Consider the following 16,535-nt stretch of genomic DNA (forward strand, 5'->3'; position numbering starts at 1 on the left):
TTCACCAACCGCTGCGATGATTGCCCCCACGACCCCGTCAACCCACCCGGCTGGCACCCTGGAAGCCAGCCCGTCCCGGCTGATCTCGCTCGACGCCCTGCGGGGTTTCACGATTGCCGCCATGCTGCTGGTCAACTTTCCCGGCGACGGTGATCACGTCTACCATCCGTTGCAGCACACCCGGTGGAACGGTTTGTCGTTTACCGACCTGATCGCGCCGTTGTTCCTCTTTATCATTGGCGTTTCCATCGTTTTTGCCTACGCGAAGCGGCTGGAAAGCGGAGCGCCCAGGGGCAAGCTGTATCGCAAGATCATCGTGCGGTCCGTCAAGATTTTTGCCGTCGGGATGTTTCTGAACCTGCTGCCCACCTTCGACGTTGCCAACCTCCGCTGGACTGGCACGCTCCACCGCATTGCCTTCGTCTTTCTGATTTGTTCGGTTATTTTTCTGAACACCAACTGGAAACAGCAAGCCTGGATCGGCGTCCTGACCCTCGTGGTGTACTGGCTGGCGCTGACGCAAATTCCGACCCCGGGTTACGGAAAAGTGATGCTCGAACCGGGGGCTAACCTGGTGGCCTGGTTCGACAGCCTGTACCTGCCGGGCCGGATGTGGAAGGGCACCTGGGACCCCGAAAGCATCCTCAGCACGTTCCCCTCGGCGGTTTCCGGCCTGACCGGTATGCTGGCCGGACGGTTACTGGTCGGCCGCCTGCCCCGGCTGGAAAAAGTGGCCTACCTGATGACGGTGGGGCTTTTCACGGCCGCAGCCGGTTACGGCTGGAATCTGACGTTCCCGAGCAACGAAAACCTCTGGACCAGCTCGTTTGTGCTCATCACCTCCGGCTTTGCGGCCCTGTTGTTAGGGGCAATTTATTTTCTGGTCGATATTCTAGGTCGCACCCAGGGCACCCAGCCGGGCATCATCTTCGGGGCAAACGCCATTGCGGTCTACGTCATGGGCGATTTGCTGTCTACCCCCTTTTACTACCTGAAATTTGGCGGCCATTCGCTCAATGAATACGGCGTTTCGGCCCTCACCAGCCTGGGCTTCGACCCACGTTTTGCCAGCATGGGGTACGCCCTGTTTTTCGTGGCCGTCAACTTTCTTCCGGCGTATCTACTCTACCGGAAAAGAATCTTTATCAAGCTTTAAGGCTCCTGTATGAGAAGAGCACTGCTATTTACACTTTGCTGCCTGCTGACGGCCTTTTCCTTCGGCCAGAAAAACGGCGTTAAGAAGGTTCGAATTGGGCTTTTTACGGACGCGCACATTCCGACCATGCACGACGGGGAAGCACGGTTGCGGGCGTTCAGGGACAGCATGAAAACCGCTATACCGGACTTCATTATCGAACTCGGCGACTTTCTGATTCCAGCGGAGAAATACGCTCCGGCCTTCGCCATCTGGCAATCCCTGCCCAATCCCAAATACCACGTCATCGGCAACCACGAAATGGACGGCGGCTACTCGCTCGAAAAAGCGCTGGCTTACCGCAACATGCCGTCTTCCTACTACACCTTCGACCAGAACGGTTTCCGGTTTATCGTGCTGGACGGTAACGACAAGAAATCGCCGGAACTGAAAGGCTACCAGCAATACATCGGGGCCCAGCAACGGGACTGGCTGAAGGCTGAACTAACCAAAGCCACCACGCCCATCGTCATCTTCTCCCACCAGGGTCTGGGCCCCGACGGGGTTGACAATGCCGCCGACATCCGGGCGATGCTCGAAGCGCACAACGCCAGGACCCGAAAGGCAAAAATCATCGCCAATTTCTACGGGCATATTCACTACGACCGCGCCGAAGAAGTAAACGGCATCTGGTACGTGTGCATCAATTCCATGTCCTACAAATGGCTGGGTGAGGAATACGGCTACGTGCGTTACAGCGACGAAATTGACCGGAATTTCAAGTGGATTAAATACACCGCGCCGTACAAAGATCCGCTTTATACCGTTGTCGAGATTTCGACGGACGGCCTGATTAAAATAGCGGGCAAAAAATCCGAATGGGTTGGTCCCTCGCCCTGGGATGTGGGCTACCCCACCGCCAACCAGGAGTACGACCGGCCCGAAATCCGGGCGCGGACCCTGCGCTTTTCGCCCGTGCATCCCTAGTATGACAGCATGACATTCCCGAACCCTACCCTTTTTGCACTTTCTTTCCTTCTGACGGCGCTAACCGGCCAGGCCCAAACCGGCAGCCCGGCCGAACCCGTGCGCTACGTCGGGGGCGAAACCGTCGACCCGAACGTTCACGAAGGACGGCTCCGGTACGCCATCGGCGTGGAAAGCCGCCAGACCGTCCGCGTCAACCGCACCCATCCCGAACAGGCCGACGACTACGGCTGGACCTACAACCACGCGTCGAACCTCTGCTACTGGAACAACACGTTTTACCAGCAGTACCTCAGCAACCCCGTCGACGAACACATTGCGCCCGGTCAGACGCTGATCACCACCTCGAAAGACGGACGGCAGTGGACCAAACCGGGGGTGGTTTTTCCGCCCTACGAACCGCCCGCCGGGGTGACGCTCCCGGACAGTTCCAACGGCTACATGATGCACCAGCGCATGGGCTTCTACGTGGCGCCCAACGGCCGGCTGCTCGTGCTGGCGTTTTACGGCCACGCGGAAGAGCCATTTAAAGAAGGCGGCATCGGACGGGTGGTGCGCGAAGCCTACCAAGACGGCTCCTACGGCCCGATTTACTTCATCCGTTACAGCAGCCACAAGACCGTCAACGGGGTTCAATGGAACGAAACCAACACGCGGTATCCGTTTTTCAAAACCTCAACCGACGCCGGTTTTCTGGAAGCCTGCCACGCCCTGCTGGCCGACAAACTCATGACGTTCCAATGGTGGGACGAAGACCGGGGACTCGACGGTTTTTACGGGGGCAAAGAAGCCCGGGAGGCCCTGTCGTATTACCACCGCAAAGACGGCAAGGTAGTGGCGTTGTGGAAGCGTTCGCACAGCGCCCTGTCGTCGGATGGTGGACAGACGTTTTCCAAGCCGGTCAAGGTGCCGACGTTTATCATGGCCGGGGGCAAACAGTGGGGCCAGCGCCTAAAGGATGGCCGGTATGCGATTGCCTACAACCCCATCGAACTCGACGAATACCGGTATCCGCTGGTCGTGGTGACGGGCGACGACGGTATTATTTTCGACAACATGCTGCTGGTGCAGGGGGAGGTGCCGCCCCGGCGGTTCTTCGGCCGCTGGAAAGATTTTGGTCCCTGCTACGTGCGCGGCATCGAAGAAGGCAACGGCAACCCGCCCGGCAACGACCTGTGGCTTACCTACAGCATGAACAAGGAAGATATTTGGGTGAGCCGGATTCCCACCCCCGTGCGGTATGCGGTGACGGGTCCGGTTGCCGATAATTTTGAGGGTCTAACCCTGAATGGCGCCGTGCTGAACTGGAACATCTACGCGCCGAAGTGGGCGCCGGTCACGGTGGTCAGCACGCCGGACGGCACCGGCAAATGCCTTGAACTAAGCGACAGAGACCCCTACGATTACGCCCGCGCCATCCGGATTTTTGAGGAAGGCAACCGCGTGGAAGCCCGCCTGAAGGTTCGGCCCGCTCAGGATAAGACCGGCATCCTGGAAATTGACCTGACGGATCGCTACGGTAACCGCCCGGTACGGATACGGTTTGATGAAAAAGGGGCCATTGTTGCCACGGATGGCCATCAGGAAAAGGTGCTGCAACCCTACCGCCCCGGGCATTGGTACGAACTAACTGTCCGCACCAACGCCAGCCTGCACGGCAGCTACGACCTGCGGATCGACGGAAAAACCGTCCTCGAAAAAGCGGCCCTGGCCGAAGCCGTCAAGTCCGTCGAGCGCCTGTCCATCCGAACGGGGCCGTACCGGGATCTGCCCAACCGGAAAACGCCCAATGAAGAACCGGGGCCGCCGTTGCCGGGGGCCGATGATCCGGTAAACCCCGCCGTGTTTTACGTGGACGATGTGCGGATTACTGCCAGTAAATGATCCGCTTGCGGCTATAACGGCAAGCTATTGAATATCCTAACCCTTACGATAAAATTTGCATGCGTCGATTATCTCCACCCCATTTCTGGCTGGTCTGCCTGCTCTTGTTGACCGCAACCCCGGCCTTTCCTGATTCCGTTGATTTATCCAAAGCCCAGATTTTCTGCCCAATCAAAGACAAGAACAGCCTACGCCGGAGCCTGGAGGTGTTGCAGCAGGAAGTGGAGAAACGGACCCGGATTCGGTTGCCCCTCGCCCGGAAACTACCCCCGGCCGGACAGCCCGTCATTGCCCTGGCGCTGGAAACCGATCTGACAACCTTCCCGGCCACCGTTCAGACGGCCCTGAACGCCCTGCCCGCCATTCGGAGCGAGGGGTTTAAACTGCTGGTGCAACCCAACAACGCGGTCTGGATTGTTGCGAAGGATGCCCGCGGGCTCTTGTACGGCGTTGGGCAGTTGCTGCGGAAGGCCGAGATGCGCCCCGGCCAGCTAACCCTTTCCGACAAAGCGACGCTGGCCAGCACCCCCCGTTATCCGATACGCGGGCACCAGCTCGGTTATCGTCCCAAAACGAATGCGTACGACGCCTTTACGGTGGCGCAGTTTGACCAGTACATCCGCGATCTGGCCCTGTTCGGAGCCAACAGCATCGAAATTTTGCCCCCGCGCACGGATGACGACGCGACGAGTCGGCACATGAAACTACCAGCCATCAGGATGGTGGGCGAACAGTCGCGGATTGGTCAGGAATACGGACTGGACGTCTGGATGTGGTACCCAAACCTGGGCAAAGACTACGAGCATCCCGATTCGGTTCGGCGGGAATTGAAAGAGCGGGAGGAGGTTTTTGCCACCGTCCCCAAACTGGACGCGGTGTTTGTACCGGGCGGTGACCCCGGCGACCTGGAGCCCGACGTGATGTTTACCTGGCTCGCCAAAGAAGCGCAGGTCTTGCAGAAGTATCACCCCAAAGCCAAAATCTGGGTTTCTCCGCAGGTTTTCCGGCCTACGCAGGCTTGGTTCGATGCGTTTTTTAAACACGTCAACGCCGACTATCCGTGGTTCGGTGGCGTGGTGTTCGGGCCGTGGGTGAAAATACCGGTGCAGGAGATTCGAAAGTTGGTTAAACCGTCGATCCCGATCCGCCACTACCCCGACATTACGCACAATTACAGTTCACAATACCCCGTTCCGCACTGGGACCTGGCCTGGTCGATGACGCTGGGCCGGGAGAGCATCAACCCGCGTCCGCACGACGAAAAAGCCATCCACAACGCGCTCGATGAGTTTGGTGTGGGCAGCATCAGTTACTCGGAAGGCACCAACGACGACGTGAACAAGTTTGTCTGGAGCGATCAGGACTGGAACCCCGAAACGCCTGTCATTGAAACCTTGCGCGACTACGCCCGGCTGTTTATCGGCCCCGACTACACCGAAACCGTTGCCCAGGCCCTGATTTCGCTGGAAAACAACTGGCGGGGCAACCTGCTCACCAACCAAGCCGTTGGGCAGTCATTGCGGCAGTGGCAATTGCTGGAGCAGCAGGTACCGCCGACGGTGCTGCAGAATCCGCGCTTTCAGATGGGCCTGATCCGGGCATACTACGATGCCTACACCCAGCGCCGGTTGTTGTACGAAACCGAACTGGAGCAACAGGCCCGCGATGGCCTGGCAAACGCCCCCAAAACCGGCAGTCGGCCCGCCCTGCAGCAAGCTAAAATTACGCTCGAAAAAGCCTGGAAAGACCGCATCTGGCCCGACTACCGGACGAAATGCTTCGCACTGGCCGATTCGCTCTTCAAGTCGATCGGGGCGCAATTGACGATGGAAAAGCACGGCGCCATGTCGGGCCGGGGCAATTTCATCGACAACATCGACATTCCGCTGAACGATTCCCCCTGGCTGATGGACCAGCTGGCGACCATTGAGCAACTGTCCGACGAAAAAGAACGACTCGCCAAAATCCATGCGCTTCTTCACCGCACCGACCCCGGACCCGGCGGTTTTTACGACCACTTCGGCGCGCCGGAAAGCTGGTACCGGGTGGTTCCGGGCGAAAGCTGGGCGAAAGACCCCGGTAGTCTGCGCTCCCCGCGCATTGGCTTTGGCGTCGGGCTGGTTGGGGAAGAGTGGGTGGATGAGATCAAGGCCCTGGGTTTCAAAGGACAGATTACGCCCCGCGTCTGGATGAAACAAGCCAAAACTTTGTACGACCAGCCGCTGAAAATCGCCTACAACGAACTGGACCCAACGGCTTCGTACCGGATGCGGATTGCCTACACCGGCCGGTTCCGCTCCCGCATGAAGCTCACCACCGACGACGGTTCGGTCATCCACGAGTTTATCCAGACCGGCAGGCAGCCCATCTTCGAATTCGACGTGCCCCAAACGGCCTCAGCCGACGGCAAAGTAACCTTCATCTGGACCTGCGGGGAGGGCGAGCGCGGTTCCCAGGTAACGGAAATCTGGTTGATTCGGAAGTGAGACTGGAGAGTCAAGACAAGAGAAGCGAGACTGGAGACGTTGTTCATCTCCATCATCTTTTGTCTTACTTCTCTTGTCTACCCGCGCTATTTTGCCGTAATCCAGTCCATGATCAGGCTGGACCGCGCGCCGGTTTCGCCGGTACTGGGCGCTTTGCCTTCGCCCCGCAGCTCCTTGACAATCTCTTCAATCATTGGCTGCTGAACGTGCTGGGGATACGGGATGGTGTAAACCTCCGTACCAGCCGCGGTTTCAACTTTAATATCGAATTTTTCGAAGAATGAAAACGTAATTTTTCCCTGGGAGCCAACCAGATAAGCTTCGTCGATGCGCTGTTGCGGGTTGACGGTAAAACACCAGCTTCCGAGGCCCAGCACGCCGGATTCAAACTCGAAATTGGCCACCACAACGTCGTCGGCGGAGTAGAGTCCGGCCTGGTTGCGGGCAATGCCGCGGGCGGTTTTAATCGGTCCGAGCGCGAATTCCAGAAAATCGAACTGATGGGCCGCCAGGTCGTGAAAATGACCGCCACCGGAGATTTCCGGAAAAACCCGCCAGCGGGGTTGCGCTCCCTCCCCCACCTCCTCGGCGTGGGGTTGCTGATGCAGGTGAATATCGACAAACCGGATATCCCCAATCACGTTCTGGTCAATCAGCTCTTTGACTTTCAGAAAGTAATCGAGCGATCGGCGGTAATACGCTACAAACAGGGGCATCCCGGTTTCGCGGCTAACCTGCACCATGGCTTCGCACTCGGCGGTATTTCGGGCCATCGGCTTTTCCACGTAAACGGGTTTGCCCGCCCGCAGTGCCCGAATCGCGTAGTCGGTATGCGAACCGGGGGGCGTGGCAATGTACACGGCATTCACCTCGGGATCGTTGATTAAGGCGTCTGCATCATCGTACCACCTGGGTACTCCGTGCCGGTGGGCGTAATCGGCCGCCAGTTCACCATCCCGGCGCATCACGGCCACCAGGGTCGAATTCGGTACTTTATTGAAAGCTGGGCCGCTTTTCACTTCGGTTACATTGCCGCAACCGATAATGCCCCATTTGATCTGATCCATCATAACGCGGTAAGCTGCAGCCGACCGGATTCTACTTACTAGATAACAAACGAAGACCCTTCATCGGTGGGGCTTTTGTCGCCAACGGCTTTGCGGATGTTCCCGATATCGTTGCGTAACCGCTGCCCGAACAGGGCCACATCGAAACTATGAACGATGATGTTGACCCCCTGCCGCACCCAGTGAATCTGGCGCTCCGGCGACTGCGAAAAGTGAATACCAACCGAAAGCCCTTTGCCGCGGGTGGTCCGGATGATTTTCAGGACAGCCGCTTCAAAATCCGGATGGTCGTACTGCTCGGGAATGCCCAGGCTCACCGAAAGATCGTGCGGACCAATGAAAACCGCATCCAGACCGGGCACCGACAGCAGTTCGTCCAGCCGCTCCAGCGCCGGTACGCTTTCGATGTTGGCAATGCAGAGGTTCCCGGCGTTGTGGGCTTCGAGGTACTGCCGCAGATCGTCCGGCATTTGCTCTTTTCCGCTCAGGTAACGCGCCAGCCGTTCGCCCTTCAGCGGTCGGTATTTGGTAGCCCCCACCAGATCCGTAATCTGATCGACGGATTCCAGGTAGGGCGCAATCACGCCCACGGCCCCGCCGTCGATGGCCTGACAAGCCAGAAACGGATTCGGTTGCGGGATCCGGACAACGGGCGCAATGCCGTATGCGCGGAAAATCTGGCACAAACGGGCGAGTTCGGACCGGTCCAGCGGGATGTGTTCGGTATCGAGGAATACGAAATCAAGCCCCGCCCGTTGCAGGGAAACCGGCCACATGGGTGCCGTGGCGGTGATGCAGGTTCCGTACACATTCTGACCGTTCCTCAGCTTCTGAAGCAGGATGGATTTGGGCGCTATCGCCATCTTGGTAACTAATTAGTGGAGAATGCCGGACCCGTTCAGGCACTCAAAATCATAGTACTTCGCTTTCCCCAATTCCGACTATTTCAAAAAGAATTATTTATAGTCTCGTGGCCTGATTTACGAAAAACGAGTATTTATGGACAGTAAAATGCTATTGGATTAAAAACCGTTATTCAGACCACGTTCACCTATTTCCTTCTGTTGATGAAACCCATCGTTCAAATTTCCCTTGATCTGACCAATATTGATGAAGCGCTCGAAACGGCGGCTCTGGCCATGCGGGCGGGGGTCGACTGGCTCGAAGCCGGTACGCCCCTGATTCTGGCTGAGGGCTTACACGGCGTGCGCAAACTGCGTGAAGCATTCCCCAACGTACCGATTGTGGCTGACCTCAAAACCATGGACGGCGGCTATCTGGAAGCCGAGATGATGGCCAAAGCCGGGGCCACTCACGTGGTGGTGATGGCCCGCGCCCACGCCGAAACGATCCGGTGCGTCGTACAGGCCGGACGGGATTTTGGCGTCAAAGTAATGGGCGACAACATGGTTTGCCCGGATATGGTGGAAGGTGCCCGATGGCTCGAAGACCTGGGCTGCGATTACGTCATTCACCACATCGGCTACGACGAACGCCGGGGCATTGCCGCCCAGGGCCACCGCATGCCCAGCCCGCTCGATCAGCTGCGGGAGGTTGTTCAGGCCGTCAAGGTGCCGGTGCAGGCCGTGGGCGGTCTGACGCTCGAACAGGCCATCCGCTGTCCGGAATACGGCGCTCCGCTCGTGGTGCTGGGTGCTCCGCTGACGATCGACGCCGACGCGTTCAAAACCGCCGACGGTGATCTGGAAAGCTCCCTCCGGCTGATCTGCGAAAAAATTCACGCGTACGGCGATGTGGCCGTAGGAACCTACTGACCGTTTTCCGAAAATGACGTTGATCCCGTCATTTTCCTTCAACCCTTACACACCCCGGAATGAATTCTGCTGCTGTTGTCAATTTTGCCCCCGAGAAAGGCTCGGTGGAAATTCGGGAAATTCCCAAACCGTCGATTGGTGAGGAAGATGTGCTGCTGGAAGTCGCCAACGTCGGCGTCTGCGGCAGCGACCTCCACCAGTGGACCGCCGATCATAGCTGGCCCGTCAACTACCCCGTCGTACTTGGCCACGAGTTTGGCGGGCACATCGCCGAAGTAGGCAGCCGCGTGGTGGGCTGGAAAGAAGGCGACCGCGTAGTGAGCGAAACCGCGGCCGTGATCGATCCCAACAACCCGCTGTCGCGCCAGGGGCTCTACAACCTGGACCCTACCCGCAAAGGCTTTGGCTACGGCGTCAACGGGGCCATGACTCGTTACGTCCGGGTGCCGATGCGCTGCCTGCACCACGTACCGGACGAGCTGGCGTTTGAGCAGGCCTGCCTGACCGAACCCTGCTGCGTGGCTTTCAATGCCGTGGTGGAAAACTCCCGGCTGAAACCCGGTGACCGTGTGGTGGTGCTGGGACCAGGCACCATCGGGATTCTGTGCGCGGCCATGGCGCGGCTGTGCGGGGCCGAAGTGGCCGTTGTCGGCCTGGAAGCCGACCGCCACCGGTTGGCCATTGCGCAGCAATACGGTTGTGAAGCCATCATCGGCGACGCCACCGAATGGGCCAAAAAGCGCGACGGCCTGGGTGCCGACTGCGTGATTGATGCCGCCGGAGCCAGTATAACGCTGAAAATTGCCCTGCAACTGGTGCGCCCCAACGGTCACATCACCAAAGTCGGCTGGGGTCCGCAACCGCTGGGCTTTTCCCTCGATGCGCTGGTGCAGAAAAACGTGACCCTCCAGGGCAGTTTCAGCCACAACTGGCCAATCTGGGAGCGGATTCTGGCCCTGCTCGCCAGCGGACAACTGGACGTCAAACCCATCATCGGGGGCGTCTGGTCAATCAACGACTGGCACGAAGCGTTTGAAAAAATGCACCAGGGCGAGGTAATCAAGAGCGTTCTGAAACCGGTATAGATTCTATTTAAGAAGAAAGACAAGAGAAAAGCGCTTTTCGTTTTTTGCCACTTTTAGTCTCTGGTCTTTCCTCTGTTGTCTTAAGTCATGCGCTTAGAAAAGAAAGTTATTATCGTTACCGGCAGTTGCACGGGCATCGGAAAGGCCATTGCCAAACGGTGCGTGGCGGAAGGAGGCCGGGTTGTTATACACGGGCTGGAACCCGAGCTGGGTCAGGAGGTCGTGCAGGAACTTGGCCCTGCGAATGCCGTACTGCACATCGAAGACCTGGCAACGGAAGGGGTGGCCGAGCGGCTGGTTGCGGTAGCCGTCAAGGCGTTCGGGCGGCTGGATGCGGTGGTCAACAACGCGGCTTTGGTCCTCTCGTCGAACCTGCACACGACAGATCTGACGTTTTTCCGGCGAATGCTCGACGTAAATACCCTCGCTCCGTTTGCGCTCATCAAAGCCGCCCTGCCGCAGTTGAAACAAAACCGCGGTTGCGTGCTGAACATTGGCTCGGTCAACGGCTGGAGTGGTGAACCCGACCTGATGGCCTACAGTGTGTCAAAAGGTGCCCTGATGACCCTGACCCGCAACCTCGGCGATACGCTTCACCGGGAAGACGGTGTTCGGGTAAACCAGATCAATCCGGGCTGGGTGATTACCGAAAACGAAGCCCGGCGTAAACACGAACAGGGACTGGCCGAAGACTGGTACAAGGATGTCCCCCCGGTTTTTGCTCCGTCCGGCCGGATTTTATGGCCCGCCGAAATTGCCGCGGCCGCCGTCTATTGGCTGGCCGACGAAAGCGGGCCGATTAGCGGACAAATCGTTGATCTGGAACAATATCCGTTTATTGGCCGAAACCCGCCCAAAAACTGACTTTACGCACGGAAAAACGTACGCACGAAAAACTGAATCACGTCAGGAATCGACACGACATTCTCTACACTCAAAAAACACTGGCCCCGCGGCCGGTCTGTTTATACAACATGCCCAAACTAGCTGCTTTTCCCAAAGCCTTTATGCAGGCCCTCTGCAAAGACGGTTCCATGACGGTTTCCGAATGGATTGAACTCGCCGTCCAGCTCGACATCGACGGACTGGAGTGGTACGCCGGTTTTCTCGAAATGGCCGACGAAGCCAACTGGAAACGGTTTCGCCAGCAGGTGGAAAGCCACGGCAAGGTGATTCCGATGATGTGTTGCTCACCGGATTTTACCCACCCCGACCCGGCTTTCCGCGCCAGCGAAATTGCCAAACAGAAACGCTGGATCGACATGACCTACGCGCTGGGTGGTTCGTACTGCCGGGTGTTGTCCGGCCAGCGTCGTCCGGAACTGACCGTTGAGGAAGGTGTTCAACTGGCCGCTGACTCGATTGAAGCGTGTCTGCCCTACGCCCGCGAGCACGGTATTACGCTCATCATCGAGAACCACTACAAAGACGACTTCTGGGAATACCCGGAATTTGCGCAGAAGATGGATGTCTTTTGCCAACTCGTCGACCGGATTCACGACCCGAACTTTGGCGTCAACTACGACCCGAGCAACACGTTTCTGGCGGGCGAAGAGCCCCTGGAACTGCTGGACCGGGTGGTCAACCGCGTTGTGACGATGCACGCCAGCGACCGCTACCTGCTTTCGGGCACCATCGAAGACCTGCGCCGGGAAGAAGGCGGTGCCGTTGGGTACGCAAAACGCCTGAGCCACGGCGAAATTGGCAAAGGGCTTAACGATTATGATGCTATTTTCACCAAACTGAAAGCCGTTGGCTTCGACGGCTGGATCAGCATTGAAGACGGTGTTGACGGCATGGCCCAACTCGAGCGCAGCGTGGCGTTTCTCCGCCGAAAAATGGCCGAATACTGGCCCGCCGTGCCGGTTGACTAACCGTCCGTTTTAAAATCCCCATCGCATGAGCAAGTGGATCTGGTTCCTGCTTTTCTCCGGCGCGCTGAACGTTCGGGCGCAAACCCGGTTGTATGTTTCACCGACCGGAAACGATTCCAGTCCGGGAACGCTGGCGCAACCGATGGCCACCGTCGGGAAGGCGCTGGAAAAAGTAAAAACCGCTTCGCAGCAAACCGTTCAGATTCTCCTGCGGAAAGGCACCTATTATTTACCCGAAACCGTACCGATCAGCCCCGCAACCGTTGGCAACAAAACGCTGACGATCAGCTCCTACGCGACCGAAAAGGTTACCTGGAGTGGTGGTCGCAAGCTCCGGCTTCGCTGGCAGAAATCGGAGCATGGCGTCTGGACGTCCCACGTCGATGGTCCGCCGTTTGAGCAACTTTTTCTGAACGGTAAAAAGCTGGTGCTGGCCCGGTATCCGAATTTTGACGCCCAGGCGCGGGTGTTCAACGGCACGGCGGCCGATGCCCTGAGCGAAGCCCGAATCGGCCGGTGGCAGAATCCGGCAGGCGGTTACATCCACGCTCTGCACCAGGGTGAGTGGGGCGATTTTCATTACCGCATCACCGGCAAATCGGGCGGACAGCTTCAGCTGGATGGCGGCTGGCAGAATAACCGCCCCGCGCCCCTGCACCCCAAAGAACGGTTTGTAGAGAACATTCGGGAAGAACTGGACGCGCCCGGTGAGTGGTTTTACGACCGATCGACCCAACTGCTTTACCTGCTTCCTCCCGCGGGTTTTAATCCCGCCACAGCCACCATCGAGGTATCCCGGCTCAAGTCGCTACTCGAACTGAAGGGCTCACCGGACAAACCGCTGCAACAGGTCACGGTGCGCGGCATCCGGTTTGTGCAGGCCGAACGGACATTTATGGAGCCCTACGAGCCGCTGCTGCGCAGCGACTGGATGATGTACCGGGGAGCCGCTGTCTTTCTGGAAAATACCGAAACGTGCCGCATCGAAGACTGTGAATTTACCGCGCTGGGCGGCAATGCCGTCATGCTGAGTCGTTACAACCGAAAATCGGCGGTCGAAGGCTGCCATTTTCACGACATCGGTGCCAGTGCCATCAGTTTTGTGGGTGATTCGTCGGCGGTTCGTTCGCCCGTGTTTCAGTACGAAAAGTTTGTCCCTTACGGGCAGATGGATTTGAAACCGGGGCCGAAAAACGGTCAGTATCCAACGGAATGTGTGGCGGCAAACAACCTGATTTACCGGATTGGACAACTGGAAAAACAGTCAGCCGGGGTTCAAATTGCGATGGCATCCGGGATTCTTGTCCGGCACAACTCGATTTACCAGGTGCCACGGGCGGGGATCAACATTGGCGATGGAACCTGGGGCGGACATGTGCTGGAATTTAACGACGTGTTCGATACGGTGCTGGAAACCGGCGACCACGGATCGTTCAACTCCTGGGGCCGCGACCGTTTCTGGCACCCGAACCGCAGGACGATGGACAGTCTGGTGGCCGTTCATCCGGAGCTGATTCGGCTGGATGCGCAAAAAACAACGGTTATTCGCAACAACCGGTTTCGCTGCGATCACGGCTGGGACATTGATCTGGACGATGGCAGCAGCAATTACCACATTTACAACAACGTGCTCCTGAACGGCGGGCTAAAATTCCGGGAAGGCTTTTACCGTACGGCCGAAAACAACATCCTGATCAACAATTCATTTCATCCGCACGTCTGGTTTGCCAACAGCGGAGACGTTTTCCGGAAGAACATCGTCATGCGGCCCTATGCACCCATCGGCATCACGGAGTGGGGCAAGGACGTTGATTCCAACCTTTTCCTGGACCAGACAGCCCTGCAAATGGCGCAAAAGGCCGGAACTGACGCGCACAGCGCCTTCGGCGACCCGGCGTTTGTGCAGCCCGAGCGGGGCAACTACCGGGTCAACGCCGGCAGTCCGGCGCTGAAGATCGGATTCGTGAATTTCCCGATGGATCAGTTTGGCGTGCAAAAACCGTCGTTGCGGGTTCTGGCCCGAACGCCCTCACTACCGACGTTGCTGAACAGCCAGTTTGAAGCATCGGTGCAGGAACTGACCTGGCTGGGCGCTTCCATCCGCACCGTGCGCGGCCTGGGCGACCGCTCGGCGTTTGGTTTGCCGGATGAAAAAGGCGTCATTGTCGTGAGCATCCCGAAAGGCAGCCCACTCGAAGCAGCGGGGCTAAAAACCGGCGACGTTATCCGAACGGCAAACCAGGAGGAAACTCCCAACGTCGGGCGACTGATCGCCATTCAGCAGCCAGTCAACTGGACGGGACAGCTGGGCGTAACCGTCATCCGGAATCAGCAGACAATTTCGTTAACTTTGCCGTTGAAGTAACCAGACAAAAACGGTTGCCCTTGCTCTCCCCAACCCTGCAAGGGTGGTGGTGTGTTTGCGGTAAGGATACCGGATTTGGCCGGTTGAGACGCCCTACGGACCTTCCATCTTAACGAAAGTGATGTTGCGCTTCAGCCCTTCCAGCTTCGTTCGCTTCACGGCCGACCGCCGGAAAATTTCCCCGAAAACCTCCTGCGTAATTTCTTCCCAATCACTCTTGCTCAGCTCCTGAAGGGCCGGATTCGGGTCGAAAGCCGGGGTGCGGTGCGGGCGGGCAAACCGGTTCCAGGGGCACACATCCTGGCAAATGTCGCAGCCGAAAATCCAGTTTTCAAACTTGCCTTTTACTTCGTCCGGAATGGCGTCTTTGAGTTCGATAGTGAAGTACGAAATGCATTTGCTGCCGTCCACCACGTACGGTTCCGTGATGGCGTCGGTTGGGCAGGCATCCACGCAACGGGTGCAGGTGCCGCAGTAGTCGGCCATTGGTCCATCGGCTTCCAGCTCCAGGTCCAGAATCATTTCGCCAATAAAAACGAAGCTGCCCATCTCCCGGGTAATCACGTTGGTGTGTTTACCGACCCAGCCCAGACCGCTGCGTTTGGCCCAAACCTTGTCCATCACCGGGGCCGAATCGACAAAAACCCGGCCGTCCACCTCTCCGATTTCCGCCTGAACAGCCGCCAGCAACTCTTTTAATTTATCCTTGATAACAAAGTGATAATCCGTGCCGTACGCGTATTTTGAAATCTTGTAGCCGTCACCCTCCCGGGCGATGGTTTTCTCGGGGTAATAATTCAGCAGAACCGTGACCACCGATTTGGCTCCCTCCACCAGCAGACGAGGATCAAGCCGTTTGTCGAAATGATTGCCCATGTACCCCATCTGCCCGTGCCGATTCTGCCGGAGCCACGCTTCCAGCCGGGGTGCTTCCTCTTCCAGAAATTCGGCTTTGGAAACCCCGCAGAAATCGAAGCCCAGTTCGGCGGCTTTGGCCTTGATGAATTGGGTATGTTTTTTGATCACTTCAACCATAATTCTGTCCTAAACAGCCCGTCGCATTTTTCCTATAAACCCGAACCGAACGTGACACGTTCCTTGTTAGTGGCAAAGTAATCGCCGGGTTTGGCGAATAAAAATGTCATCTTGTCAGTATTCTGAAAATTGGCAGTTAATTTGCTTTTTTTTTAAATCACTATGTGGTGGCGACGAAATACAACCAAGCGTATGGAAAATAAGGAAACTTTGAACACCGAAGAACAGGAAAACGTGCAGCAACCTGACAATACCGTCAACGAACCTACAACCGATTCCCCCGTGGCTGACAATACGTCGGAAGACCCCGCAGCGGAAGCCACTGAAGCTCAGGGTGTAGTTTCTGAATCTGATAAAGTAAGTGGTGAACTGACTGATTTAAAAGATAAATACCTGCGGCTTTACGCCGATTTTGAAAATTTCCGCCGGCGGACCGCCAAAGAAAAAGTAGACCTGATTTCGAACGCGAACGAAGGACTGCTGGTGAAGTTGCTGCCGGTGCTGGACGACTTCGAGCGGGCTCTGAAATCGGCCGACAGCACGTCGGACGCCAATGCCCTGAAAGAAGGCGTCCAGTTGATCTATAATAAATTCTATAAAGTTCTGGAATCCAAAGGAGTCAAATCGATGGAATCAGTCGGCCAGGTTTTTAACCCGGATTTGCACGAAGCCATCACCCAGTTTCCCGCACCCAGCGAAGACCTGAAGGGAAAAGTGATCGACGAAACCGAGAAAGGGTATTTCCTGAACGACAAAGTGATTCGGTTTGCGAAAGTAATTCTGGGCTCCTAACGATGCGATACTGACGATTAGACTGAACGACTGGCCTCCTCCAAATCGTT

General features: G+C 57.3%; 13 protein-coding genes. 10 read left to right on the plus strand and 3 right to left on the minus strand.

The window, feature by feature from the left end:
• Positions 1–16: 16 nt before the first annotated feature.
• Genes OQ371_RS25215 through OQ371_RS25230 form a run of 4 tightly spaced genes read left to right on the plus strand, consistent with a single transcriptional unit; the run spans position 17 to position 6,492 of the window.
• The gene (locus OQ371_RS25215) at positions 17–1,156 is read left to right on the plus strand and encodes an acyltransferase family protein (RefSeq protein WP_265991226.1); all 1,140 of its coding nucleotides are present in this window, start codon (positions 17–19) and stop codon (positions 1,154–1,156) included.
• Between the two features lie 9 nt (positions 1,157–1,165).
• Entirely contained in the window at positions 1,166–2,122 is a 957-nt protein-coding gene (locus tag OQ371_RS25220) for a metallophosphoesterase family protein (RefSeq protein WP_265991228.1), read from the plus strand.
• Between the two features lie 9 nt (positions 2,123–2,131).
• Complete coding sequence (locus OQ371_RS25225; protein ID WP_265991229.1) at positions 2,132–4,006, plus strand: sialidase/neuraminidase family protein; 1,875 nt, start codon at positions 2,132–2,134, stop codon at positions 4,004–4,006.
• Positions 4,007–4,065: 59 nt separating this feature from the next.
• Positions 4,066–6,492: a hypothetical protein gene (locus tag OQ371_RS25230; RefSeq protein WP_265991231.1), complete on the plus strand. Its 2,427-nt coding sequence runs from the start codon at positions 4,066–4,068 to the stop codon at positions 6,490–6,492.
• A gap of 86 nt (positions 6,493–6,578) precedes the next feature.
• On the opposite strand, the gene OQ371_RS25235 is transcribed toward OQ371_RS25230, so the two are convergent.
• Together OQ371_RS25235 and OQ371_RS25240 are read right to left on the minus strand one after the other, a co-directional pair.
• Positions 6,579–7,559, minus strand: a complete 981-nt coding sequence (locus OQ371_RS25235; RefSeq protein WP_265994359.1) for a Gfo/Idh/MocA family protein — start codon at positions 7,557–7,559, stop codon at positions 6,579–6,581.
• A 38-nt stretch (positions 7,560–7,597) separates the two neighbouring features.
• Positions 7,598–8,422, minus strand: coding sequence for an HpcH/HpaI aldolase family protein (locus OQ371_RS25240; RefSeq protein WP_265991232.1), 825 nt, complete (start codon positions 8,420–8,422; stop codon positions 7,598–7,600).
• Between the two features lie 204 nt (positions 8,423–8,626).
• Here OQ371_RS25240 and OQ371_RS25245 point away from each other — a divergent pair, with 204 nt between their 5' ends.
• From OQ371_RS25245 to OQ371_RS25265, 5 genes are all read left to right on the plus strand, one after another.
• The gene (locus OQ371_RS25245) at positions 8,627–9,334 is read left to right on the plus strand and encodes an orotidine 5'-phosphate decarboxylase / HUMPS family protein (protein ID WP_265991234.1); all 708 of its coding nucleotides are present in this window, start codon (positions 8,627–8,629) and stop codon (positions 9,332–9,334) included.
• 59 nt (positions 9,335–9,393) lie between these two features.
• Complete coding sequence (locus OQ371_RS25250; RefSeq protein WP_265991236.1) at positions 9,394–10,419, plus strand: zinc-binding dehydrogenase; 1,026 nt, start codon at positions 9,394–9,396, stop codon at positions 10,417–10,419.
• Positions 10,420–10,506: 87 nt separating this feature from the next.
• Positions 10,507–11,283, plus strand: coding sequence for an SDR family NAD(P)-dependent oxidoreductase (locus tag OQ371_RS25255; RefSeq protein ID WP_265991238.1), 777 nt, complete (start codon positions 10,507–10,509; stop codon positions 11,281–11,283).
• A 110-nt stretch (positions 11,284–11,393) separates the two neighbouring features.
• The gene (locus OQ371_RS25260; protein WP_265991239.1) at positions 11,394–12,293 is read left to right on the plus strand and encodes a sugar phosphate isomerase/epimerase family protein; all 900 of its coding nucleotides are present in this window, start codon (positions 11,394–11,396) and stop codon (positions 12,291–12,293) included.
• A 25-nt stretch (positions 12,294–12,318) separates the two neighbouring features.
• The gene (locus OQ371_RS25265) at positions 12,319–14,658 is read left to right on the plus strand and encodes a PDZ domain-containing protein (RefSeq protein ID WP_265991241.1); all 2,340 of its coding nucleotides are present in this window, start codon (positions 12,319–12,321) and stop codon (positions 14,656–14,658) included.
• A 93-nt stretch (positions 14,659–14,751) separates the two neighbouring features.
• Here the strand turns inward: OQ371_RS25265 and queG are convergent, their stop codons facing one another.
• Entirely contained in the window at positions 14,752–15,693 is a 942-nt protein-coding gene (queG, locus tag OQ371_RS25270; RefSeq protein WP_265991242.1) for a tRNA epoxyqueuosine(34) reductase QueG, read from the minus strand.
• 192 nt (positions 15,694–15,885) lie between these two features.
• Here queG and OQ371_RS25275 point away from each other — a divergent pair, with 192 nt between their 5' ends.
• A complete protein-coding gene (locus tag OQ371_RS25275) occupies positions 15,886–16,485 on the plus strand; it encodes a nucleotide exchange factor GrpE (protein ID WP_265991243.1) in 600 nt (199 codons plus the stop codon).
• Positions 16,486–16,535 lie beyond the last annotated feature (50 nt).

It is taken from the genome of Larkinella insperata, assembly GCF_026248825.1.
Classification (GTDB): domain Bacteria; phylum Bacteroidota; class Bacteroidia; order Cytophagales; family Spirosomataceae; genus Larkinella; species Larkinella insperata.

Coding starts and splice junctions, on each gene's coding strand:
- OQ371_RS25215 (WP_265991226.1), top strand. CDS start 17: ATGATTGCCCCCACGACCCCGTCAACCCACCCGGCTGGCACCCTGGAA.
- OQ371_RS25220 (WP_265991228.1), top strand. CDS start 1,166: ATGAGAAGAGCACTGCTATTTACACTTTGCTGCCTGCTGACGGCCTTT.
- OQ371_RS25225 (WP_265991229.1), top strand. CDS start 2,132: ATGACATTCCCGAACCCTACCCTTTTTGCACTTTCTTTCCTTCTGACG.
- OQ371_RS25230 (WP_265991231.1), top strand. CDS start 4,066: ATGCGTCGATTATCTCCACCCCATTTCTGGCTGGTCTGCCTGCTCTTG.
- OQ371_RS25235 (WP_265994359.1), bottom strand. CDS start 7,559: ATGGATCAGATCAAATGGGGCATTATCGGTTGCGGCAATGTAACCGAA.
- OQ371_RS25240 (WP_265991232.1), bottom strand. CDS start 8,422: ATGGCGATAGCGCCCAAATCCATCCTGCTTCAGAAGCTGAGGAACGGT.
- OQ371_RS25245 (WP_265991234.1), top strand. CDS start 8,627: ATGAAACCCATCGTTCAAATTTCCCTTGATCTGACCAATATTGATGAA.
- OQ371_RS25250 (WP_265991236.1), top strand. CDS start 9,394: ATGAATTCTGCTGCTGTTGTCAATTTTGCCCCCGAGAAAGGCTCGGTG.
- OQ371_RS25255 (WP_265991238.1), top strand. CDS start 10,507: ATGCGCTTAGAAAAGAAAGTTATTATCGTTACCGGCAGTTGCACGGGC.
- OQ371_RS25260 (WP_265991239.1), top strand. CDS start 11,394: ATGCCCAAACTAGCTGCTTTTCCCAAAGCCTTTATGCAGGCCCTCTGC.
- OQ371_RS25265 (WP_265991241.1), top strand. CDS start 12,319: ATGAGCAAGTGGATCTGGTTCCTGCTTTTCTCCGGCGCGCTGAACGTT.
- queG (WP_265991242.1), bottom strand. CDS start 15,693: ATGGTTGAAGTGATCAAAAAACATACCCAATTCATCAAGGCCAAAGCC.
- OQ371_RS25275 (WP_265991243.1), top strand. CDS start 15,886: ATGGAAAATAAGGAAACTTTGAACACCGAAGAACAGGAAAACGTGCAG.